18 protein-coding genes are annotated in these 23,570 nt (G+C 62.6%); 12 read left to right on the top strand and 6 right to left on the bottom strand.

Features of this window, described 5'->3' with window-relative positions; translation table 11 throughout:
- Positions 1–2: 2 nt before the first annotated feature.
- Positions 3–890 (bottom strand): TetR/AcrR family transcriptional regulator, encoded by an 888-nt coding sequence (locus tag BGRAMDRAFT_RS20055; protein ID WP_006050638.1) that lies wholly within the window; start codon positions 888–890, stop codon positions 3–5.
- Positions 891–1,162: 272 nt separating this feature from the next.
- On the opposite strand from BGRAMDRAFT_RS20055, the gene BGRAMDRAFT_RS20050 reads away from it, so the two are divergent.
- The 4 genes from BGRAMDRAFT_RS20050 (at position 1,163) to BGRAMDRAFT_RS20035 (ending at position 6,576) form a co-directional block, all read left to right on the top strand.
- Positions 1,163–2,248 carry a porin gene (locus BGRAMDRAFT_RS20050; RefSeq protein ID WP_006050637.1) on the top strand — a complete coding sequence of 362 codons (1,086 nt, stop codon included), beginning with the start codon at positions 1,163–1,165 and terminating at the stop codon, positions 2,246–2,248.
- Between the two features lie 55 nt (positions 2,249–2,303).
- Entirely contained in the window at positions 2,304–3,605 is a 1,302-nt protein-coding gene (locus BGRAMDRAFT_RS20045; RefSeq protein WP_006050636.1) for an MFS transporter, read from the top strand.
- 81 nt (positions 3,606–3,686) lie between these two features.
- Positions 3,687–5,048, top strand: a complete 1,362-nt coding sequence (locus BGRAMDRAFT_RS20040; protein WP_006050635.1) for an aspartate aminotransferase family protein — start codon at positions 3,687–3,689, stop codon at positions 5,046–5,048.
- A 4-nt stretch (positions 5,049–5,052) separates the two neighbouring features.
- The gene (locus BGRAMDRAFT_RS20035) at positions 5,053–6,576 is read left to right on the top strand and encodes an amidase (RefSeq protein WP_006050634.1); all 1,524 of its coding nucleotides are present in this window, start codon (positions 5,053–5,055) and stop codon (positions 6,574–6,576) included.
- Positions 6,577–7,808: 1,232 nt separating this feature from the next.
- On the opposite strand, the gene istB is transcribed toward BGRAMDRAFT_RS20035, so the two are convergent.
- From istB to BGRAMDRAFT_RS20020, 3 genes are all read right to left on the bottom strand, one after another.
- Complete coding sequence (gene istB, locus BGRAMDRAFT_RS20030; protein WP_006046815.1) at positions 7,809–8,585, bottom strand: IS21-like element helper ATPase IstB; 777 nt, start codon at positions 8,583–8,585, stop codon at positions 7,809–7,811.
- On the bottom strand, positions 8,575–10,101 hold the full coding sequence (gene istA, locus BGRAMDRAFT_RS20025) for an IS21 family transposase (protein ID WP_044020281.1): 1,527 nt from the start codon (positions 10,099–10,101) through the stop codon (positions 8,575–8,577). The genes istB and istA overlap by 11 nt, the downstream gene beginning before the upstream one ends.
- A 693-nt stretch (positions 10,102–10,794) precedes the next feature.
- Complete coding sequence (locus BGRAMDRAFT_RS20020) at positions 10,795–11,805, bottom strand: substrate-binding domain-containing protein (protein ID WP_006050633.1); 1,011 nt, start codon at positions 11,803–11,805, stop codon at positions 10,795–10,797.
- A 456-nt stretch (positions 11,806–12,261) separates the two neighbouring features.
- Here BGRAMDRAFT_RS20020 and BGRAMDRAFT_RS20015 point away from each other — a divergent pair, with 456 nt between their 5' ends.
- The 8 genes from BGRAMDRAFT_RS20015 (at position 12,262) to BGRAMDRAFT_RS19975 (ending at position 19,825) form a co-directional block, all read left to right on the top strand.
- Positions 12,262–13,851 carry a glycoside hydrolase family 68 protein gene (locus BGRAMDRAFT_RS20015; RefSeq protein ID WP_006050632.1) on the top strand — a complete coding sequence of 530 codons (1,590 nt, stop codon included), beginning with the start codon at positions 12,262–12,264 and terminating at the stop codon, positions 13,849–13,851.
- Positions 13,852–13,937: 86 nt separating this feature from the next.
- A complete protein-coding gene (locus tag BGRAMDRAFT_RS20010) occupies positions 13,938–14,189 on the top strand; it encodes a GntR family transcriptional regulator (protein WP_006050631.1) in 252 nt (83 codons plus the stop codon).
- Between the two features lie 128 nt (positions 14,190–14,317).
- The gene (locus BGRAMDRAFT_RS20005) at positions 14,318–15,916 is read left to right on the top strand and encodes a glycoside hydrolase family 32 protein (RefSeq protein ID WP_232292306.1); all 1,599 of its coding nucleotides are present in this window, start codon (positions 14,318–14,320) and stop codon (positions 15,914–15,916) included.
- A gap of 263 nt (positions 15,917–16,179) precedes the next feature.
- Entirely contained in the window at positions 16,180–16,467 is a 288-nt protein-coding gene (locus BGRAMDRAFT_RS34595; protein ID WP_044021468.1) for a helix-turn-helix domain-containing protein, read from the top strand.
- A gap of 26 nt (positions 16,468–16,493) precedes the next feature.
- Positions 16,494–16,868: a hypothetical protein gene (locus tag BGRAMDRAFT_RS34590; protein ID WP_157140633.1), complete on the top strand. Its 375-nt coding sequence runs from the start codon at positions 16,494–16,496 to the stop codon at positions 16,866–16,868.
- A gap of 1,066 nt (positions 16,869–17,934) precedes the next feature.
- On the top strand, positions 17,935–18,387 hold the full coding sequence (locus BGRAMDRAFT_RS19985) for a hypothetical protein (RefSeq protein WP_006050628.1): 453 nt from the start codon (positions 17,935–17,937) through the stop codon (positions 18,385–18,387).
- A gap of 9 nt (positions 18,388–18,396) precedes the next feature.
- The gene (locus BGRAMDRAFT_RS19980; protein ID WP_006050627.1) at positions 18,397–19,101 is read left to right on the top strand and encodes a nucleotide-binding protein; all 705 of its coding nucleotides are present in this window, start codon (positions 18,397–18,399) and stop codon (positions 19,099–19,101) included.
- On the top strand, positions 19,094–19,825 hold the full coding sequence (locus BGRAMDRAFT_RS19975) for a hypothetical protein (RefSeq protein WP_006050626.1): 732 nt from the start codon (positions 19,094–19,096) through the stop codon (positions 19,823–19,825). The genes BGRAMDRAFT_RS19980 and BGRAMDRAFT_RS19975 overlap by 8 nt, the downstream gene beginning before the upstream one ends.
- A gap of 343 nt (positions 19,826–20,168) precedes the next feature.
- Here BGRAMDRAFT_RS19975 and BGRAMDRAFT_RS19970 read toward each other — a convergent pair whose 3' ends face one another.
- Together BGRAMDRAFT_RS19970 and BGRAMDRAFT_RS19965 are read right to left on the bottom strand one after the other, a co-directional pair.
- Positions 20,169–22,430, bottom strand: coding sequence for a ParB/RepB/Spo0J family partition protein (locus BGRAMDRAFT_RS19970; RefSeq protein ID WP_006050625.1), 2,262 nt, complete (start codon positions 22,428–22,430; stop codon positions 20,169–20,171).
- Positions 22,431–22,555: 125 nt separating this feature from the next.
- Positions 22,556–23,389 carry a DUF932 domain-containing protein gene (locus BGRAMDRAFT_RS19965; protein ID WP_006050624.1) on the bottom strand — a complete coding sequence of 278 codons (834 nt, stop codon included), beginning with the start codon at positions 23,387–23,389 and terminating at the stop codon, positions 22,556–22,558.
- Positions 23,390–23,570: the final 181 nt, after the last annotated feature.

The following is a 23,570-nucleotide window of genomic DNA, read 5'->3' as shown; positions in this document are numbered from 1 at the left end:
ACTCACTGCGCGAGCATGCGTTCCATGCCCGCGATGGTGACTTCCACGAAGGTGTCGAAGCTCGAATCGAGCGGCACCTCGCTGCCGCTTTGCCAGCGCACGATAAACGCGCGATTCGCGAGCGCGGGGAGATGACGCGCGAGTGTCGGGTATTCGAGCGCGCGAATATCGTGAACTTTCTCCTGCAACTGGTTGGTCCAGATCGCGAGATCGTCGGTGGGCAGCGGCGCGAATTCGAGCGTGGCGAAGCCGACCATGCTCGCGACCGCCACGTTGTACATGTCGACGAGGCGCGCTTCGTCGCAGCCCGCCTGCAATAGCACTGCGAGGATGCGGTCGATTAGCAGCGGGCTCAGACTGGCGTTCGACACGAGTTGCGCGCCCACGAGTTGCGCCACATTCGGATGCTGCTGCACCGACTTGCGGTAGCGGCGGAACAACTCGCGAAACCAATCCTGCCAGCTGAGCTTGCCGATTTCGGGCGTGACGCCCGCCATGGTCGCTTCGACCACGGCGGCGAGCAGTGCGTCGCGATTGGGCACGTGCCAATACACGGCGGTGGGATAGACGTCGAGCTGGCGCGCCACTTCGCGCAGGCTGAAGGCCGTGAGGCCGTTCTGGTCGATCTGCTCGATCGCCACCGCGACGATGCGCTCGCGCGTAAGCGCCTTGTTGGCAGGTGCCGCTTTCTTTCTGGTCGTGCTGCTGGTGCGTTTCGCGGGCGTTCCCGCCGATGCTTTGGCTGACGTTTTAGCCGCCGATTTGACTGACGTTTTAGCCGGCGATGTCGTTGAATGGGCCGTGCCGTTTGCCGTGCCGTTTGCCGTGGCTTTCGCCGCCGTCTTCGTCGTTTTTGCTGCGGCTTCCTTTGCAGTAATAGCTTTCTTCACATGTGATCCGTTATTCGATGAAGCGCCCAGTGCGCCACCCTGGCCAGTGAGGTCAAGTAGGGCCGGGTCGGACAAGCTTTCATTGTATACCGCACAACTGTCTCTTCACCGCGACGCCAGACGCATCTCCGTTTTTTTCCTGGTTGCGTTTCCATTTTGATCGCCATATAACCCTGTCTTGTTCACTGAACAACAAAACAATGTTCGAAGGACAGATGAGCGGCTGGCAACGTTCAGCCGCGACATTCACACGACGGGTATCGGAGATCGTTATGAAATGGAAACTGTTGGGGAGCGCAATAGGCCTGATGGCGGCGAGCGCCGCTGCGCACGCGCAATCGTCGGTCACGTTGTACGGCGTGATCGACGACGGGCTCACATTCGTGTCGAATCAGGGCGGCCATCACGCGTATCGCATGGACGACAGCATCAGCCAGGGCGACCGCTTTGGTTTTCGCGGCGCGGAAGACCTGGGCGGCGGCCTGAAGGCTATCTTCAATCTCGAAGGCGGCTTCAATCCCAACACGGGCGCGTCGCGTCAGGGCGGCCTGGAATTCGGACGTCAGGCATATATTGGGCTGCAAAGCGACCGCTTCGGCACGTTCTCCCTCGGCCGCACCTACGACCAGATGACGACCACGCTGATCCGCTACCACTCGGGCTACTGGTCCGGAATTTACGCGTTCGACGCGGGCGACCACGACCGCATCTCCGGCAACTGGCTCAACAACGTCGTGACCTACGTGAGCCCGACCGTGCGCGGCCTGCGTTTCTCCGCGCAATACGCTTTCAATTCGCTCACCGCCACGGCGAACAACTACGGCGTGGCGTACAGCCTGAGCGCGACCTACGAGCATGGGCCGTTCAGCATCGGTGCGGCGACCACCAGCATTCACGACTACACGGTCACGCCCGGCAGCAGCCTTGGTGTGGGCAGCTTCCTCGGCACGAACGTGGCGTTCTCGTCGCAAGCCGTGGTGGTCGATCGCTATCGCACGGCCGGCCTGGGCGCGTCGTACGATTTCGGCATCGTCGGCCTCTCGGGCTTGTACACGAATACGCGCTACGAAAAGGGCGCGAACGCCTCGACGATGCAAAGCTTTAACGTGATCGTGCACGGCAATCTGCGGCCGGATCTTGTGCTTGCGGGCGGCTACGGTTACTCGAAGATGTCGCCGTATCAGTGGAACGAATTCAACGCGGTGCTCGACTATCTGCTTTCGAAGCGTACCGATGTGTACTTGAGCGCGAACTACGACAAGGCCAACGGCGGCGCGCGCGCTGTGCTCGTGACGCTGCCGATCTCGGGCAACGACAAACAGCTTGCCGTGCGCGTGGGCATTCGCCACAAGTTCTGATGCTCGCCACTGCGCCAACGCACTCCTATTTCCAGTCTCTCTGCCGGACGCGATCATGAACAGCAGCTCCTCTCACGCAGCTCCCTTCGATACCACCACGCCCGCTACGCTGCGAGCCGAGCAGCGGCGCGCCATCGGCGCAGGTATGGTCGGCTATATCCTCGAGTGGTTCGATTTCGGGGTGTACGGTTTTCTCGCGGCGATCATCGCGAAGAACTTTTTCCCGTCGACAGACGAATTCACCTCGTTGTTGGCCTCATTCGGGGTGTTCGGCGTGGGCTTCGTCGCGCGGCCCATCGGCAGTGTCGTGCTCGGCCGAATCGCCGACGTGCGCGGCCGCCACATCACGCTCGCCACCACCATGATCCTGATGGCGCTCAGTACTGTTGCGATTGGCTTTCTGCCCACGTACGAGAGCATCGGCATCGGGGCGCCCGTGCTGCTGGTGGCGGCGCGTCTCGTGCAGGGTTTCGCGGCGGGTGGCGAGTGGGGCACGGCAGCGGCGTTTCTGGTGGAGTGGGGCGGCGCGAACCGGCGCGGCTTCTTCGGCGCGTTTCAGCAATCGAGCATCGCAGCGGGCCTGCTGCTGGGCTCGCTCGTCGCGGCCATACTTAGCAGCGCGCTCGATTCGAACGCACTCGCTTCGTGGGGTTGGCGAATTCCGTTCTTTCTCGGCGCATTGCTCGGGCCGGTGGGTATGTACGTGCGCCGTCGCGTGCAGGAGTCGCCGTCGTTCGAGAGCGAGGCGGCGCGCGCTCACACATTGAGCGGCGTGCAATTCGCGAAGTCGCTGTTTCACGCGTTTTCGTTCGTGATTTTCTGGGCCGTGAGTTCGTACATGGTGGCGGTGTATATGCCCACGTTCGCGAACAAGTATGCGCATATCTCGCGCACGCAGGCACTCTGGACCAGCACGGCCTCGCTCGCCACGGTGATGATCGTCGCGCCGCTCATGGGCGCGCTGTCCGACCGGATCGGCCGCAAGCCTGTGCTGCTCGCGAGTTGCGTGTTCTTCGCGCTGCTTTCGTATCCGCTCTATGCGTTCATTGTCTCGGGCATCGGTTTCATGACGTTCTTCTGGACGCAATTGCTCATGAACGTGGTGTTCACGATGTATTCGGGTGCGGGCCCGGCGGCGCTCGCGGAGATGTTCCCGACGCGCGTGCGCTCCACCGGCGTGGCGTTCGGCGGCGCGCTTGCGACCATCCTCGGCGGCTTTTCGCCGTTCCTCACCACGTGGACGATCGCCTCGACGGGCGCGAGCGCGAACGCGGGTTGGCTGCTCGCGGGCAGCGCGTTGTTCACGCTTCCCGCGCTGGTTGTGATGAAAGACCGCGCGCGCGAAAAGTCGATTTGATGCGCGCTCCGCTGCGAAATTTACTTGTTCACCGTACAATAAAGTTAAGATCCACCGCTCAACGAAGCAGGAATACACAGAATGACGACGTCGATTCTTCCCGAAACGCAGGTCCACGCGCGCAGCGATGCCGCGACGGTCGGCGAAGCGCTGGCCGCTGCTGCTGCCGCGTTCGCCGCGCGCAACCCGCAAAGCGCGCAGCACTACGAACGCGCGACCGAAGTCATGCCCGGCGGTAACACGCGTTCGGTGTTGTTTTACGAGCCGTTTCCACTGGCAATGGCGAAAGGCGAGGGCTGCCGCCTGTGGGACGCGGACGGTCACGAATACCTCGATTTCATCGCCGAATTCAGCGCGGGTATTTACGGCCACTCGCATCCGCAGATTCGCGCGGCTATCGACGCGGCGCTCGACGACGGCCTGAATCTGAGCGGCCACAATCTGCTCGAATCGCGTCTGGCCAAAGCGGTGTGTGAGCGTTTCGCGTCGCTCGAAACGGTGCGCTTCACGAACTCGGGCACCGAGGCCAACCTGATGATGCTGGCCACCGCGAAAGCCTTCACGCGGCGCAGCAAGGTGATCGTGTTCGTGGGCGGCTATCACGGGGGCGTGCTCACGTTCGGGCGCGGCGCGAATGTTGTCAACGTGCCACACCCGTTTCTCTATGCCGAGTACAACGATCTCGACAGCGTGCGGCGTCTGCTTGACGAAAACGCCAACGAAGTCGCGGCGATTCTCGTCGAACCGATGCAAGGCGCGTCGGGTTGCATCGTCGGTGAACCGGCCTTTTTGCAGGGTTTGCGCGAGCTTTCGAGCGCGCATGGCGCATTGTTGATGTTCGACGAAGTGATGACCTCGCGGCTTGCGCCGGGCGGCTTGCAAGCCGAACTCGGCATCACGCCCGATCTCACGTCGCTTGGCAAGTACATCGGCGGCGGCATGTCGTTCGGCGCGTTCGGCGGCCGTGCCGAAATCATGGCGTTGTTCGATCCGCGCAGGAGCGGCGCGTTGCAGCACGCGGGCACCTTCAACAACAACGTGATGACGATGGCGGCGGGCTGGACCGGCCTCACGCAGATCTTCACGCCCGAGGCCGCGCGTGCGCTCACGGCGCGCGGCGACGCATTGCGCGAAGCGCTGAACTCGCGTTTTGCGGCATCAAACGTTGCGATGCGATTTATCGGCATTGGCTCGTTGATGAATGTGCAGATCACCGGGCGGCCCGTGCGTTCGGTACGCGACATCGACGCCGGGATGAACGAGTTCAAGGACCTGTTGTTCTTCCATCTGATCGAGCAGGGCATTTACATCGCCCGGCGCGGCTATGTGGTGCTGAGTTTGCCTGTGGGCGACGCGGAAATGGCGCGCTTGGAAGCGGCACTCGCGAGTTTCATCGAACGCTACGCACACCTGCTGCCGCGCGACGATAATTCGGATCGCTAGCAAGATGAATATCGTTGAATTGCCCGCGCCCGAGTTGCGCAAAATGATCGGCAGCAAGGCCCTTTCGCCGATCGAACTCACCGAGGCGTGCATCGCGCGTATCGAGGCGCTCGATCCCTACGTGAATGCCATGGCGGCCACCGACTTCGACGCCGCTCGCCGCGCGGCGCAAGCGGCGGAAGACGCTGTGATGCGCGGCGTGCCGCTTGGTCTGCTGCATGGTTTGCCCGCAGGCATCAAGGATCTCGAAGCCACGGCGGGCTTGCTCACCACTCACGGCTCGCTGCTGTATCGCGATCTCTTGCCAGCCGAGGACAATCTGCTTGTAGCGCGCTTGCGGGCGGCAGGCGCGATCGTCGTCGGCAAGACCAACGTGCCGGAACTGGGCGCGGGCGCGAATACGCGCAACCCCGTGTGGGGCGCAACGGGCAATCCGTTCGATCCGAACCGCAACGCGGGCGGCTCGTCCGGCGGTTCGGCGGCGGCGCTCGCATGCGACATGCTGCCTGTGTGTACCGGCTCCGACACGGGTGGCTCACTGCGCATTCCGGCGGCGTTGTGTGGCGTAGTGGGCTTTCGGCCGTCGCCGGGGCTCGTGCCGAGTCCACGAAAGCTGCTGGGCTGGACGCCCATTTCCGTGGTCGGGCCGATGGGGCGCAACGTGGCGGAAGCGCGCCTGCAACTCGCGGCCACGGCCGGCCTCGATAGCGGGGATTTGCTCAGCTACGAGGTGGATGCGGGGGCGTTTCTCGCGCCGCGCGAGATCGACTTGAGCCGCCTGCGCGTGGGCTGGACCGAAGATTTCGGCGTGTGCGATGTCGACGACGATATTCGCCGCACGTTCCGCCGCAAGCTCGAGGCCATGCGCGGGATGTTCGCGGTTTGCGAGCCGATCGACGTGGATTTCGCTGATGCACATCGCGCCTTCGACGTGATTCGTGCCGAGAGTTTCGTTGCGGGTCTGCGCGCGGCGTATGAGAACGATCCCGGATCGCTCGGCCCGAATACGCGCGCCAATTACGAGCAGGGCGCGGCGATGACGCTCGCCGATTCGGCCTCGGCGCACGCGGCGCAAACGGCCATCGCGCGCCGCTTTCAGCAGCTATTCGGCCGCTACGACGTGATACTCGCGCCGACCACGCCGGTTTCGCCGTTCCCGTGGACGCAAATGTTCGCGAGCCGCGTAGGCGGTCGTGCGCAGGAAAACTACTATCGATGGCTCGCGCTGACTTATGTGACCACGCTGTGCACGAATCCGGCCGCAAGCTTGCCGTGCGGGAAGGACGAAGCCGGCATGCCGTTCGGGTTGCAGGTCATCGGACCGTTTCGCGGCGATCGGCGTACGCTGGATATCTGCGAGGCGCTGGAAGCGGCGTTTTCGCGATCATCTGAAATGTGCAGGCCTCGCCCCGACCTACAGCGGCTCTCGAACGCGATTATCGCCCCGCCGTTGCGGTCAATCGTAGTCGTCGCGCAGGGCGATGGACGCACTCACGAGAGCCGAACGGGCGGCACTTCGTTGGTCTGAGGAATTGACGAAATTCTCACGTTGGCGCCTGCCTGCCATGTCGGCGGCCTGCTTACTAGACGGCAGAACTACCGTTGTTGAAAGCCTTCTTCCTTCCGGTTCTTCAGCGAGACACCCAGCTCAGCTGAGTTCCGAACGGCCTTATCTCGCTTGCATCGAGAACTCGAGCGGGGTGAGAGTTTGAGTTTTCTGATGCAAGCAGTTGGCGTCGCGTATCTTGATGTCGCTCACCGTCAACAACACGCCGCATTGCCTGCGGACGATTCAGCTACCCCAGTCATCAAGCGTGCCGATGATTTCGGGCCAGTTCTCGAAAGCGAACGACCGCTTTTGGAGTGGTGGCGCCGCCTGAATGCCTGTGGTAAGGCGCAGACGATAGTCTCCTTGTGGCCGCCTTGAGGCAATACCGCTGTCAATTCGCTCGCCCGAAACCGGCCATTGCGCGGGGGCGGACGAGAGCTCGGCCATGCAAATTGGATCGACACCTCGACCGGCGGCTACTGGCCGCCTTGAGGCAATACCGCTGTCAATTTGCTCGCCGGAGACCGGTCATTGCGCGGGGACGGACGAGACCTCGGGCATGCAAACTGGATAGACTCCTCGATCGGCAGCTCCTGGCCGCCTTGAGGCAGTACCACTGCCAATTTGCTCGCCGGAAACCGGCCATTGCGCGGGGAGGGACGAGACCTTGGATATTCAAATAGGATGGCGACTTGACAACTTTATTTCGCGTCCAGCAAACCCATGCTGAGTATGGATATCCACGCTATCGGGGTGCTTCTAAGTCCCCAGTTGACGACTTTGTAGTCGCAACGGTGACATCTTTAATGCGTTCTACGTCAAACGCGCAAACGAGCTGTTCGCGGGCGAAGTGGAAGATCTCGTTTTCTTCGATGCTCAAAGTCCGGCGCGTGGGCGAATTCCGATGGATCGAGGGAGAGAGAGGAAGCCGGAATCATGGCGGAAGTGTCGGCGGCTGTAGAGCGCTTTAAACCTGCATCGCGCGATGAGATATAGCGGTGATGCGAGATTGCAGCCGGAAGTTCTCGCGGCGAGTCTTGACCAATTTGAGCTGGGCTTTCTTTTTTTGGCTACACGTGTTGATGTCCGTTAATACTGTTAGCGCGTTCGGCGTGTTCTTTCATTCGGCTAATGTGGCTGTTGATTTGCACTGAATCCTGACCCACGATTTGCATTGAATTCTGACCCACCCGTTGGACCAGCTTTGCGGGTTATTCGGTGGGTATCTGGGTCTTCTTTCTCTCCTTTTTGGGCTGTGTCGTGCTGTTTCTGAAACGATAGCTATCGTTGCCTGTTTCTACAATGTGGCAGTGGTGCGTAAGCCGGTCGAGCAGCGCGGTCGTCATCTTGGCATCGCCAAACACACTGGCCCACTCGGCGAAGCTCAGATTGGTGGTGATGATGATGCTGGTTCGTTCGTAGAGCTTGCTAAGCAGGTGGAACAGCAACGCACCGCCGGTCTGGCTGAAGGGCAGATAGCCGAGCTCGTCCAGCACCACAAGATCGGCATACATAAGTCGTGTGGCGAGCTGTCCGGGCTTGCCCACGAGCTTCTCCTGTTCGAGTGCGTTGACCAGCTCGATGGTGGAGAAGAAGCGCACCCGGCGGCGATGATGTTCGAGAGCCTGCACACCGATCGCGGTTGCCAGATGCGTCTTTCCCGTACCGGGTCCGCCCACCAGGACGATGTTGTGCGCCGAGTCGATAAACTCGCACTCGTACAACTGCCGCACCAGCGCCTCGTTGGCATCGCTGCAGCTGAAGTCGAAGCCGCCGATATCGCGATACGCCGGGAAGCGCGCCACCTTCATCTGGTAAGCGAGTGAGCGCACTTCCCGTTCTGCAATTTCTGCCTTGAGCAATCCGGCAAGCACCAGTGAAGCCGCCTTGTAGGCCGGCGAGTCCTGAGCGGCGAGCTCGCCCAGTGCCTGAGCCATACCGTGCAGCTTGAGTGACTTGAGCATCTGCATCATCACGTCAGGCTGCATGATTGTCCTCGCGGTCTCTTAGCCGATCATACCGGCCGACATTGGCCTGCGGCTCGACGGTCAGCGTGAACGCCTGTGGCGTCTGCAGCGGTGGCACAGGCGGGCTGTCAAGCAGGCGGCTCAGGATGTTCAGCACCGTCGGCTTGTTCGGCGCGCCAGCCTCGAATGCCAGCTCGACGGCAGCGAGCACCATCTGTTCGTCGTGCAGCAGCACGAGCGCCAGAATCTCGACCATCTCCCGGTCGCCCCCCGGGCGCTTGAGCAGCACGCCCTGCAGCTTGCGGAAGCCAGCTGGAAACTCGGTGAAGGGTGCACCGTTGCGAAGCGCTCCCGGTTTGCGCTGCAGGACTGCCAGGTAGTGACGCCAGTCGTAGATGGTCTCGCCGTGGTTGTGGCTGCGGTTGATACGCCGTTCGTGCTCGGCGATCACCTGACCTCCGGCGACGAAGACAAGCTTTGCGGCATACACGCGCAGGCTGATGGGCCGGTTGGCAAACGACGCCGGTACGCTATAGCGGTTGCGCTCGAAGTTCACCAGGCAGGTGGGCGAAACGCGCTTGGTATGTTCGACGAAACCATCGAATGGCTGGCCCACCGGCATCAGGTGTGGACGCTCGGCCGCCCACGCATCCCAAATGGTCGTGTCGTGCTCCGGGTGCCGCGTCTGTTGCCACAGCAGCACGCACTGGTCGGCCAGCCAGTCGTTAAGCGCGGCGAGCGAGCCGAACGCCGGCGCTTTCTGCCAAAGCCGGTGACGGCTGTCCTGGACGTTCTTCTCTATCTGCCCCTTCTCCCAGCCCGAGGCGACATTGCAGAACTCGGCGTCAAACAGGTAGTGACTAACCATCGCGCTGAAGCGCGCGTTGACCTCGCGCACCTTGCCGGGTCGCACTCTGTCAACGGCGGTCTTCATGTTGTCATAGATGCCGCGGCGTGGAATGCCGCCCCAGGCGACGAACGCGTGATAGTGCGCGTCGAACAGCATCTCGTGAGTCTGAAGCAGGTAGGCGCGCAGGAAGAAGGCGCGGCTATGGCTGAGCTTGAGCTGTGCGACCTGCAGCTTGGTGCGCTCGCCATTGATAACGGCCCAGTCCTCGCTCCAGTCAAACTGGAACGCTTCGCCAGCGGCAAACCGCAGCGGCACGAACGTTCCCCGTCCCGTTGTCTTTGCCTGCTCGTGCTGCTCCTGCCGCCAGCGCCGAGCGAACGCCGCCACCCGGTCGTAAGAGCCGGTGAAGCCGAGCGCGCACAGATCTGCGTGGATCTGCTTCAGGGTTCTTCGCTGCTTGCGGGGCCGGTTCGCTTCGGTCTTCAGCCAGCTCGAGAGCTTCGCAGCGAACCCGTCGAGCTTGCTGGGACTGTGTCGTTCCGGATAGGCGGGCAGGACCGTACCGGCCCGAATGTAACGCCGGACCGTGTTTCTCGACACGCCCAGTCGTTTGGCAATCTCGCGCAACGAGACATGATCGCGAAAGTGCCAGCGTCGGATGATGCTCAATATAGCCACGTCGATCACTCCGTTCCCCTGCCCGTTCCCGAGCAGGTCAGTGTTCTACGTGGGTCAATATTCGATGCAAATTACTGCGTAGGGTGGGTCAGGATTCAGTGCAAATCAACAAATGTGGCTGCCGATCGACGCGAGAGGTGGCGAGCCACAGACGGCGGCAAACGCGATTGTCAAAGATCAACTATGTGTACATTCAGGCGGTGCAAGTCTCTTTAGTTAAACGAAAACGCTTTCTAGGGTGAGTCTGATATTAGATAGCCATCCTAATTAATAGAGTGTTTTGCCACCAACAACCGAAGGATTGGGCTGGGTCGCCTTAGTCGTTCCGGTCCGACCGTTCGTGTTCCAGTGGAAAAGCCACGCTAGCAGAATTAACGGACGCCGCTAGCGCTACAACGGACAGCATTAGCGGAGTTACGAACTTCAGCATCTGCCAACATCGCGTCGGCTCCGAAGTCGAAATGTTCAGAGGGACCCATCGAGGGAATATCATGGCGAATACCGTGTTTATTCCACCCTTTTGCTGAAAGCATCGATGGCAGAACTCATCTAAAGCGCAGATCCGGCGCTTCGAGATTCATGAGGAAGAGCACTTCGTCATCCTTCTGGAGCGAATGGTGGTGGCTACCGCAGCGACGCGGGCGGCGTGACGTGCTGTGCGCTCTCGCCGGGGAAACGCGTATTGGGTGAGGGCAACGGCCGTCAACGCGGTGGCCCGTCCGTATCGCCTGGCTCGATATGCGCCTGCGCGAGCCGCGGCTCGGGCTTCTTGCCGGCTATCGTCGCCAGAATCAGTTCGGCGATGACCCTGCCAGACGACTCCCCGGTCGACTGCACGACGGATGTCACCGTGTGTGACGAAGCGACGTCCGGCGGCACGCCGTCATAGACGATCAGCGAGATTTCCGTACCCAGTTGCTTGCCGCTTTCGACGATCGCGCGAAACGCGCCAGCGCCCGCGAGGTTGTTGTCCACCACCAATGCCGTCGGCGGCTCGGCAAGTTCGAGCAGCGCTCGCGCCGCTTCATACCCGCCCGTCCGGTTGAGCGGACATTCGATCATGAGCGACGCCTCCGGCTGAATGCCGGCCTCCTGCAACGCGCTGATGAAACCCGCGCGCCGTTGAGCGGCAAAGTTCATTGTCAGCGGCGCACTGAGCAAGCCGATCCGTCTGTGCCCGAATGCGATCAGACGTTGCGCGGCGTCCCGGGCTCCCGCTTCGTTGTCGAAGTCGAACCAGCCATAAGGCGTGGGGCTGTTCGTCCGCCCATAAGCGACGAAGGGAAACTGACGCGCCTGAAGAAACCGGATGCGCGGATCGTCGACGAGCGTGCGCGCCACGATCAAACCGTCGACCAGTTTGCCTTCGATCAGCCGACGGTACGTCTCCAGTTCCGCGTTTTGCCGCGCGGAAACAATGATCAGATCGAGGTCGCTTTCGCCGAGGCGCTCGGTCATGCCGGCCACGACCTCACCCAGACGCGGATCGCCGAGGTCGCCCGTACCGAACGGATAGACCATCCCCACCGCTTCGGCGCGGCCGGTGGCGAGCCGCCGCGCGGTTGGGTCAGGGTGGTAGCCGAGTTCGCGCGCCGCCTCGATCACCCGCAGGCGGGTTGCTTCATTCACGTCGTCATAGCCGTTGAGCGCCCGGCTAACGGTCGTGCGGGAAAGTCCGAGCGAGTCGGACAGCGTCTTTAGATTCACCTTCACATTTCCACCTTCGCATTGCTCTGTTTTCCCCCGGGCGGCCTTGCGTGACGGGGATTTGGCGCAGATTGGGCAAGCGTCATGGTACCTCAAAAGTTACAAATTCTTTGACACTCCAAACCGGTTTGGACTATGATCCAAACCGGTTTGGATGCATCGTGTCTCCGACGCATTTGAGTCACTGCTGCTCCTGTGGGGCCCGCGAGAGACCATTCGCAGTTTCTAAAACAGACGTCCGGCAGGTCCTTGCCCGGTGAGCAACACGGGCGAGGCGGCCGACAAACGTCGTTCATTTTGCTGTTTCCCGCAGTGGGCTTTCCGCAGTCCGGCGCCAGCGTCACCGGGCGTCTCCGGCATCACCAGGTTCTGAAACGGATATTTCGTACCAACAAGTCAAACGGCGATGCTCCGGCGGTTTCCCGCGGCCCTCGTTGCGCACTCTTCCAGGATGTGAACCCGATGAACAGACTTCGATCCCCGCAATTCCCGTCAACTCGCGCTCGCCTGCGCTCGACCGCGGTCTGCGGCACGCTGCTCGCCGCCGCGGCGGCTCCCGCGCTGGCCCAATCGTCCGCGGCGGGCTTCCCCGCGCCGACGCCGCATACGCAACAGGCCTACGACCCCGATAGCAGCTTCACGATGCGCTGGACGCGCGCCGATGTCCGGCAGATCAAGGCGCAATCGCACACGGCGACCGCCGCCGACAAGAACTCGCTGCCCGCGGCGCTGACCATGCCGGACATTCCGGCGGACTTCCCGCTGATCAACTCGAACGTATGGGTGTGGGACACATGGCCGCTGTCGGATGTCAAAGCGGACAACCTCAGCTACAAGGGCTGGGAGGTCATTTTCTCGCTGACCGCCGATCCGCATGCGGGCTATTCGTTCGACGATCGCCACGTGCACGCTCGCATCGGCTTCTTCTATCGCAGGGCGGGGATTCCGGCGTCACAGCGTCCGGCGAACGGCGGCTGGACCTACGGCGGACATCTGTTCCCGGACGGCACGAGCGCGAAGGTCTTCGGCACCGCGCCGATGACGCAAAACGCCGAATGGTCGGGCTCCGCGCGGCTGACGAACGGCAACAACCTCAGCCTCTACTACACCGCGCTGTCGTTCAACCGCTCGGCCGAGGGCGGCCAGGACATCACGCCGCCGATCGCGATCATCACGCGCACCGACGGGCACATTCACGCGGACGACACGCACGTCTGGTTCGACGGATTCGACAAGCACGACGCGCTGCTCGAACCGGACGGCAAGCTGTACCAGTCGCGCGAGCAGAACACGTACTACTCGTTTCGCGATCCGTTCGTGTTCACCGATCCGGCGAATCCGGGCAAGACCTTCATGGTGTTCGAAGGCAACACGGGCGGCCCGCGCGGCGCGCGCACCTGCACCGAGGCGGATCTGGGTTATGCGTCCAACGATCCGTACAAGGAGGATCTCAATGCGGTGATGAACTCCGGCGCGACCTACCAGAAGGCGAACGTCGGTCTCGCGGTGGCCACGAACAAGCAGCTCACGGAGTGGAAGTTTCTTCCGCCGCTGCTGTCGGCCAACTGCGTCAACGATCAGACCGAGCGGCCGCAAATCTATATCAAGGACGGCAAGTACTACCTGTTCACGATCAGCCACCGGCCGACTTATGCGGCGGGTGTCGACGGTCCTGACGGCGTGTACGGTTTCGTCGGCAACGGTATCCGCAGCGACTTCCTGCCGTTGAACAAGGGCAGCGGCCTCGTGCTCGGCAACCCGACCGATTTCGACCAGCCGATAGGTGCGCCGTACGCGCTGGACCCGAACCAGAATCCCCGGGCATTCCAGTCGTACTCGCATTACGTGATGCCGGGCGGCCTCGTCGAATCGTTCATCGACGCCGTCGGCCCGCGTCGCGGCGGCACCCTGGCGCCGACCGTGAAGCTGAACATTCACGGTAATTCGACCGACATCGACCGGACTTACGGCAAGGGTGGTCTGGGCGGCTATGGCGACATTTCCGCCACTCGCGCGGCTCCCGGCCAGGGTGGCGCGAACAACGGTCAGTAAGCCGGACGGTTGGATGCAGTGCGAGCGGAAGCCTTCCGCTTGCACTGCTGACCGGCGACATTCGAAGCGGGTGAAGAACGGCAGCCATGAAATCCTGGATTCCCGACTTGTCCTCATACCGGGGCCCGGTCTATCTCGCCGTGGTCGACGAAATCGAAACGGCGATCGGGACCGGCCGTCTCCAACCCGGTGACATCTTACCTTCGCAACGGATGCTGGCCGACTTCCTCGGCTTGCACGTGAACACGGTCAATCGCGCACTGCGCGAGACCGCGCGCCGCGGCCTGACGATCGGCAGCAGGCGCAAGGGGACCATCATTCTCAGGCTTTCCGCCTGATCGTAGGCCGAGCCGACGACGACTCATTGACTGCACTCGCGGACGTGACGGCATTCGCCGTTCGTTCGCGTGCGTAGATAGGGCAAAGCCATTCCATGTACGACCCGCAACGTCCCTTCGTTTCAAAAATGAGCACGCTGGCGATGTGTCTGCTTGCATCGCTAAGCGTTTCGTTCAGCGCGTTCGCGGCGCAGCCCGCCTCGCAGCACACCGCCGATGCCGGCACGCCGCAATGGCGCCCCGCATTTCACTACACGCCGCAACGAAACTGGATGAACGATCCCAACGGACTCGTCTTCCACAACGGTCTTTATCACCTGTTCTATCAATACAATCCGAACGGGAATTCGTGGGGCAATATGTCCTGGGGCCATGCCACCAGTTCCGATCTCCTTCATTGGACCGAGCAACCCGTTGCGATGCACGTCAATGCAACCGAGGAGATCTTTTCCGGTTCCATCGTGGTGGATACGCACAATACGTCCGGCTTGGGCACGGCGAATTCCTCGCCGCTGATCGCGCTTTATACCAGCGTGTATAAGGCCGGCTCGGGACATCGACCAGGCACGCAGGCGCAATCGCTCGCCTACAGTACGGACGACGGCAAGACCTGGCGCAAATACGCGCGCAATCCGGTGCTGACGCTCGATCCCGAATCGCAAAACTTTCGTGACCCGAAGGTGTCGTGGTATGCGCCGGGGGGTTACTGGCTCATGACCACCGTGGTCGCGGACGCGCACGTCGTCAAGATGTACCGCTCGAATAATCTGATCGACTGGGACTTTCTCAGCGACTTCACTCTCCCCGACATTCCTCATCGAGGGGCACTCTGGGAGATGCCCGATCTGTTCCCCTTGCCCCTCGATGGCGACAGTCGCAAGCAGAAGTGGGTGATGATCGTGAACGTCAACCCGTGGTCGATCGCGGGCGGGTCCGGCGCGATGTATTTCGTCGGCAGCTTCGACGGTCGAACGTTCACGCCGGAAAACGTCGCGCCGGCCGGTTCCGATCCTTCGCGCTACCAGTGGCTCGATCACGGCGCCGATTACTATGCAGCCGGAACATTCGCGAATGCCCCGGGCGGCGAGGCGGTCACGATCGGCTGGATGAGCAACTGGGACTATGCCGAACGCATACCGACCACGCCCTGGAAAGGCGCAACCGCGCTGCCTCGCGTACTCGCGCTGAAAACGGTCGACGGCCTGCCGCGATTGACATCCGGACCAGTGGAACAATACACGCGGTTCGTCAGTACAGGTTCGACCACGCGCTTTAACGAACTCAGCGTTTCCTCGCGTGTGGAAGAACTCGCGCCCTCCACACGTGGTGTGATGCAAAACATCGACGTGACAATCAGCCCGCAGTCCGCGCGGCGTGCGGGCCTGGTCGTCAGAGGCTCGGCGAATGGCGAGGTGGGCACGCGGATCGTCTACGACACCGAGCGTCGGACACTGACGCTCGATCGCTCGAAGTCCGGCGAGAGCAGGTTCTCGAATGCATTCAGCAAAGCGCACATCGTCAACTTGCCGTTAGTGGACGGGAAACTGCATCTCACCGTGGTGGTCGACAGGGATTCCGTGGAAGTATTCGCGGATCACGGCCGCACTGTCATCACGGATCTCGTCTTTCCGGGCGAGGACGATAACCGCGTTTCGGTCTTCGCCGAAGGCGGCAACGCAACGTTCAGCGATATGACGATTACCGACCTCTCCGTTCTCAAGCCCTAACGCGGACGGCGGCAGGCAGCGCTTACGCCTTCCCGGAGCCTTGTCAGGTTGTTGGGCCGGTCGCGTAAGACGGCGTGATGCTGTTGGTGCTCACAATTGCCGCTAGCCGTGTCGAGGAAAATATCTAGCGCCGAATTTGTCGTAAAACGTCGTTGTCAACGACACTGACTGTAGGGGCTAAGTTGTAATGTCCGTTTTGATGCGGCATAAGCTGGTCCGGCGCCGATCGCCTGGCGCCGGAGGCTGCGATGGACCGAATTACCATGACGATGCGCGAGCTGGACCGGTTCAAGGTTGTTCAATCGGTGGCTGACGGTTTGCGCAAACCGTGGCGCGCTGCGCAGCGGCTCGGACTGGCGACGCGTCAGGTCCGGCGGCTGGTCGCACGGCTGCGTGAAGCCGGCCCCGCGGGTCTGGTGTCCGGCCGGTGTGCGAAGCCCAGCAACAACCGGCTCGACGCCGGCACCGCGGCGCGTGCGATCGCAATCATCCGCCGAAGAGCGACTTCAATGTACATCGGCCATTGCGGGACGACGAAGACCTTGACCTGATCCTGACGCACCGGTCAACGCGGTGCGTGTCGAATACGCTGACCGTCCAGTATGACCGGGTGATCTATCTGCTGGACGACACGGCGGCGAATCGTGCCCGGGTCCATCACTACATCGACGTCTATGAATACCCGGACGGCCGCATTGAGATCCGTGCTGACGGCGGCGCTCTGTCCTGCTCTCCCTATGACCGTCTGTCGGAAATTGACCAAGGCACGGTCATTGAGAACAAGCGTCTGCGACACGCGCTCAGGGTTGCGCAGCAAGTACAGGCCGAGCGCGATAACCGGCGTGCCGCGGGCTCCCCATCGCGCACCAACCGGGGGGGAAGAAGTCCGGCCGAAGGTGCGTCCCACCGGCACCCGGAAGCAGCGCGAGCTCACCGTCGGGGACCTGAATGAGATCGTGCGAAGAACCGCCGCAGCCGGCAGGCTCGGTGCTTAAAAGCTCTTCCAGATAGAGATATTTGACAACCTGAAAGCGGACATCTGAACTTGGTCGCAACCCGGACATTTAAAACAGACCCGACCGTAGCGATTTCTCAGCGGCTCCACTCCGCTACAGAGGCGACCTATTCTGGCGACCTCGAATGCAGTTCGCCATATTCTCGGTGATCTGATCAATCACATTGCCGAAATGCGCCCCAAGATCCTGATCGATGCGCAAAGCGCTCGTTAGTAAGCGCGAGACTACCGAGATCACGACCATGTTTATCCGGTAGAACTGGTCGCACATGGCGCCCAAAACCGGCGCAAGCCTATCCTGCAATACCGTGTTTTCAATGCGCATTTTGTCACCCCGCGTAAACGTTTTGCGTTGACGTTTCCGTCGCCGCGTAAACGTCCGTTCAGGCCCCGCACCATCATGTGCGAACGGGTGAGCAAGGGCGTTGCGTAGAGGTCTTCCTCCTAGAGTAAACGGCACGCGTATGCCTGTGCGTTGAAGGATGCGTAACCCGTGCGCGATGCTTTCGCGTTGAGATGTCAATCGCGTGAGTAAAGCGTGCGTGCCGTTGTGTGCATGTCTCGCGAATGGACACGCGTGTAACGTGTTCAGGGGCGGCACGGCTGCTGCGTATCAGCTCCGCTGACGGTGTCGCAGGCTGTGCGCGTGACTGACGCATTGATGTTCGATTCGCTACGCTTGTGTGCGTCCCGAGTTTGTGCCTTGGTTCGATGTGCATACGCTGCGTACTGCTGGTCGACGTCCATGCGTAACCGGGGACGATGCCGGTCGAACAGCATGCGTGTCAGGAGTAAACCGGGATGCGTAACGGAGGTTGTGTCGCACGCGCACGACAGTGCCCCAAAAAGTGGCTCGTTCTCACCGGTTCCCGTCGCGTCCCAGGTGTTCCCATGTGCGCTTGCCCTGCTAAATAAGGTGGTTGACGCGTGCGCGAGCTGTGCGCAGGATGGGTGAATGTTGTGCTTGATGGCGTGTACGATGGTGTGCGCAGGAGGGTGACTCATGCCTGTCGCGAAGGTCTATACAAAATCGCAATGGGAGGCGTTCGCCAGCGCACTCGATGCACTACCTGAAAAACCCGAGGCTGAACATGGCGTCACGGTGCGCGATGCGATGAAAGAGATGCGTGCACGTGTACGCGCGGCGCAGGCGAAGGGCTACACACTGGAGCAGATCGCGCAGCAGGCGAAGCCGCACGGCATCGACATCACGGCGGGAACGATCCGCTACGCGCTGCGCGCAGCCGGGAAGGGCAGCGGTGCTGGGAATGGCGCACGCCCGTCGTCGGGCGCGCGTGCGGCAGCGCAGGCGGGCGGCGCAGCGGTGCGTCAGCGCGATGCTCCGCCACGCACGAATCAGGTCCGCAAGGATAGGGGAAAGACCGTAACCAGACAACCCATGCCGGTGCAGGGCACACTCGGATTTGCGATCCGGCCCGACACCGACGATCTGTAGGGAGTCGCCATGAACACGACAACCGACACCACAGTCAATCCCATCTATCTCGTCGGCGGCGGCAAGGGCGGTGTCGGCAAGAGCGTGGTTGCGCTCGCGCTTGTGGATCATCTGCAACGCCGCGGTGTGAATACCGTGCTGGTGGAAAACGATACGTCGAACCCGGACGTAATGCGCGCGGTGCACGACGAAATTGGTTGCGCATCATTCGACCTGGACAAGGCGGGCGGCTGGATCGACATGGTGAACTACTGTGACGGGCATCGCGATGCGGTCGTGGTGGTCAGTACGGCGGCACGCAATCAGGACGGGGTCACGCGATACGGCGCGACACTGGGCAATACGCTTGATGAACTCGGAAGACGACTCGTGGTTTTGTGGGTCATCAACCGGCAGCGCGACAGTCTTGAACTGCTGCGGCAGTTCTGCGATACATTCCCGGATGCGACGGTACATGTGGTGCGCAACGGCTACTACGGGACGCCCGAACGCTTCGTGCTGTATCACGATTCGAAGCTGCGCAAGACTATCGAGGCGAAGGGCAGGTCGCTGGATTTTCCGGAACTGGCCGACCGCGTTGCCGATGACCTGCGCAGCCAGCGGCTGTCGGTACGCAAGGCGGTTGAGACACTGCCCATCGGGCAGCGCGCGGAACTGCTACGCTGGCGGTCGTGCTATGACGCGATGTTCGCGCAGGTGACAGGCGATGCGTGAGCGAGGTACGCGGCGGGAGCGGTACCCGCGCCCGCCTGATCCGCTCGCGCGGCTGTTCCTTGAAGTGAGTGGCGAGCCGCCGGACGACACGAGCCTGCTGCGTATGCGCCGCGTGTCGGCGGCGCTGAACCTGCATGACAACGACGCACTGTGGTCGGTGCTGGCGGCGCTCGAATACTACGTGCGGCTCTACGAGGCGATACCGGAGCGCGTCCGGCAGGCGGGTGCGGGCGGCGTCGATGCGGCGCGCGCCGAGGCCCAGGCGGCCACGCAGGCGCTGATGGCGCAGCATCGCGATGCGCTCGCACGCTGCAAGGAAACGATCACACTGGCTGAAAAGCTGACCGCCGAGCACGAGGCGCGCTACCGGGCAGCGCTTGCTGCGCTCAACGATGAAGCGCTCGCTGCGCTCACGCAGCGGGCGGCGAACCGGATTGCGCGTGTTGCCGGGAACCGGCTTGTGACGGCGACGGCGGTCGCGGCGCGTGAACAACGCCAGCGGCTCGACGCGGCGCTCGGGTCATTCGAGCGTGTCGCCATGCGGCGGTTCGTGAGGGCGTGCCACGGGCTGGTGGCGGGCGGACTGGTCGTGATGATGCTGGCAGCGGGTGCGGGCGGGGTGGCAGGCTGGTGGGCAGGCCACCATTGTGTTCGGGCAGAGGCCCCGCCGTCCCCGGGAACAGGCTACACCTCGTCGGTATCGTCTTCCGCCAGGCGGCAATGAATCGCGCAGCATGATGAACCCGGCGGCGCGGCGGCGCATGCGAGCCGCCGCGCCGTGCTGGTCGAAGGCAAATCATCGGAGTCCTGTAGCCTTCATCGCGGGCGCGTAGCAATGCCATGTCTTAATGGCGCCCGTGGTGATACTGCGTGCTGTTTGCCTCGACGGAAGTGAGAAAAAGATCGGGCGAACCTACGGCGCTGGTCCGCGAGCACGACCATGCGGATATGGTTGAACATGACGGACTCTCCGGTTCAGGTGCGATGCGCAGGCGGCAGGGCGTGATGGGGTGCCGCTTCGCCTGCGCTGCCCCGTTGCCGGGGCGAGCGTTGCGCAATGGTTACCGTCAGCCGGAGAGCGGGCCGGACTGCGCGGTGCTCACGGTGCCTATGCTGTCAGCGGTCGGGAAAGGCCATGCTGGCTGCGGACCGGCGGCGACGGACGCGTCCTGTGCATCGGGCGGGGTGTCGTTGACCCGTTCTGTACCGTGACCGGCACCGGGTTCCGTGTCGGCGTCCTCGCCTTCCGACGTATCTTCCGTATCGGCTGCGGTGTGCGCACCGTCGGTGCCGTCCTCATCCTCATGGTCGTCGTCATCGTCGCGACTCTCCCATGAGGGTGCGGCAGGAACTTCCCGGCTGATAAAGATTTCGGGTACCCAGGCGACTTTCGCGAGCTGCAGTTCGGCGGCGGCTGCAGCGTCGGCCTTCTTCATCTTTCCGAGGTCGGCTGCGGCCTTTGGCGATACGGCGGCAGCGACGACTTCCGCAATGCGCGCCTTGCTGACATGGTCGAAGTACGTGGCGCGGGTGGGCGTCCAGTACCCCGTCATGTCGAGGTTCAGCGCACCTGCGAGCGCGTTGATTGCATGCGGCCTTTCTTCGCCCGCGATCCCGTCAAGCAGGGCGCCGGTGCAGAACGCGAGCAGATCGAGCAGCGTCGTGCCGGGGTCCTGCCTGACGAGCCAGGGCAGCAGGTCGGCCCGTTTCGTGGGCAGTTCCCTGATCCATCGCGCGCGTTGCATCCCGATGGCGTGCCATGCGGGGCTGGTGTCCAGGTCGTCTGCGGCGCGCAGCAGACTGTCGTGATTGTTCGTGCCGGTCAGGGCGAGGAAGTCACGTGCGCACGTGTGCCCGAAATGCCCGGGCAGCGCCTTCGGGACCAGGTGATGCAGCAGTGCGGCGAGCGCCACGGCGGGCTGTGCGGCGAGTTCCGCGCGCATGGCGGCGGTGCGATGCGCGGTGAGGCGCTGGCAGAGCTTCGCGTTGTGGACCGGTTTGACCTTCGGGACTGTTGCGGACACCGTCTCGCCTGCTTCGGCTTCGGGCGTGCCGGTGATATTCGCACCTGCGGCTTCGAGCGCATCGGCGTTCTCGCGGCGCACGAGGCCGCGCTCGATGACGAGTTCGCCCTGCGGTCCGACGATGACGAACGCACCGGCTCCAGTCATCTGCTGTTCGTCCCATACGAGTGCGACGCTTTCGAGCGCGGTGAGGGCGGCATTGACGCGCCCGATCTCGTCGCTCAGGCGGTCCGCTTCCTCGTAGGCGCTTTCGTCGTCTTCCGGCAGCGCCTCGAGCTTTTCGGCGAGTTCGTCCTGCTGCGCGGTGAGCGCGTCCATCTGCTGCTGTTCGTCGTCGGTGTACGGACGCTGGACCGGACGCAGCCTGCCATAGCGGTTCAGTTCGAGAAAGTCGCGCTCGACACGTGTTTCAATCCAGCCCCATCCTTCTGCGAGCACTTCCTCCGCGGCGGCGTCGAGCTTCTGCGCGACGAGCTTCTGCAACAGTTCGGCGTCGGCAATGTACCCGGCGTTTTCGTCGTCGCTGAACAGATCGCGGCGAACGTAGCCGCCCGCTGCTTCGTAGGCGGTAACGCAGACGAAGCGCACGAGCCGGCTGCGGCTCGCGTCGATCTCGGCGCGCGTGATGGCCTGCCGCAGATAGTTGGGCTGGCGTTGCCAGTCGTTCGCGTCGAACCAGATACGTTCCTGCGTGTCGTGATCGTCCGCGAGCGCGAGGGCCGCAAGCTGGTCGAGCGTGATCGCATCCTCGCGCAGCAGCGCGAGCAGCTTTGGTGACACGTTGGCGAGCTTCATGCGGCGCCTGACGGTGAGCGGTGATGCGGAAAAGAGCGCGGCGATGTAATCGACGCTGCGGCCTTCCTCGGCCAGCATCCGGTACGCGCGCAGCACGTCGAACGGGTCGAGTCCTTCACGTTCGCTGTTCTCGATCAGCGAAATGGCGAGGGCGTCGCCTTCGCTGACGATGCGCACCGGTACCGGATAGTCGGCAGCGATGTGCTTCTGCTCGAACAGCAGGTCGAGCGCGGCCTCGCGGCGCTGGCCCGCGCAGACCCCATAGCGGCGCTGTCTGGTCCGTCCGCCCTTCATTTCGTGAACGACGAGATTCTGCAAAAGGCCCTTGGCGCGGATGTTGGCGGCGAGGCCCGGAATACCCGAAAGGGGTTGGGTGCGGGCGTTGAGTGGCGAGGGCCGCAGGCTGGAATACGGCACGGTGATGACGGGCTGCTCGTTGCCGAAACTGGTTTCGAGCGGCGATGCGCTTTCAGTGGTTTCTGCCACGGCGGTTTCAACTTTGACTTGCATGACTGACTCCAGAAGGTTGGAAAGAAGGTTCCGGGTCGGGTGTTGCCGGATGCGTCAGGACTTGACCCGGAGAGGAGTCCTGATCGAATTTGAGGGGCGGCGCGGAAACGCCGGGCCTGCGGTACTTACGCCTTCATCTGGCGCATGGCCTCAGCGAGCATCCACAGCGCGCGGTTGAGTTTCACGTTCTGGTCGATGCCGGTGATGGGACGGGTGGACATGGAGCGTCCGCTGCGCGAACGTCCATGCAGCCCGCCTTTGGTGAGGTTTTCCTGGACCCGTTGAAACACCGTCCAGAGGTCGTCCCGGCGATCTTCGAAGCGGCGCGGGGCGAGCAGGCTGCTTTCGGTGATGGGAGCGGGCGCTTCGGCGTCGCTCGGGTCGTAGCGCAGCGCGAGTGCGCAGCGTGCGAATGCGTGCTGTTCGTCGCGCCCGAGCGTGAGGGCCTTCATGCCTTCCTTCTGCTCGCGGATCAGGTCGAAGCCGTCAAGCACGTCGAACGCGCCGTTGATGACGTTCTGCACGATGTTGCCCTTGTGGGGGATGCGGATATCGCGCACGGTGTCTCCGGCGACCATGCCGTTCTGGCAGACAAACCGGTAGGCACCCGCCAGCATCTGATAGCTGCTGGTGCCGTCATGCGAGTTGAGCAGGATGATCTCGTTGGCTTCTTCGCCGGTGATGTCGTCGGCGTGCCGCATGCGGATCATGTGCCTGGTGAATTCGCGGCGGTCGTCGTGGCGTACGCGCGTCTGGCAGACCATGAACGGCTGGAATCCTTCGTTGCGAAGGCCGCGCAGCACGTCGATGGTGGGGATGTAGGTGTAGCGCTCCGAGCGGCTTTCGTGCTTGCCGTCCGCGAAGATCGAAGGCGCGACGCGGCGGATCTGGTCGTCCGACAGGGGTGAGTCGGAGCGGAGCATGGGCGAGCCGTAACGGAAAGAGGAAGCGAGTTGCATGGCACTCTCCACAACAAAAAAGGTTGATCGGTGTTGCGCTGACCGGGCTCCAAGATTCCGCCCGCCTCGTAGGGGTTGGGCTCGTCCTGGTGGAACCCGGGGGTTGGCTTTACCGCCGCCAGTCTCCTGAGTTCGCGCCCGTGCGACCCAAGGAGCCGGTGGCGGGCAAACGTCAAGAATC

The organism is Paraburkholderia graminis C4D1M, assembly GCF_000172415.1.
Classification (GTDB): Bacteria; Pseudomonadota; Gammaproteobacteria; order Burkholderiales; family Burkholderiaceae; genus Paraburkholderia; species Paraburkholderia graminis.
Note: the sequence above shows the minus strand (reverse complement) of the source record. Positions and strands in the feature narration are given on the sequence as shown.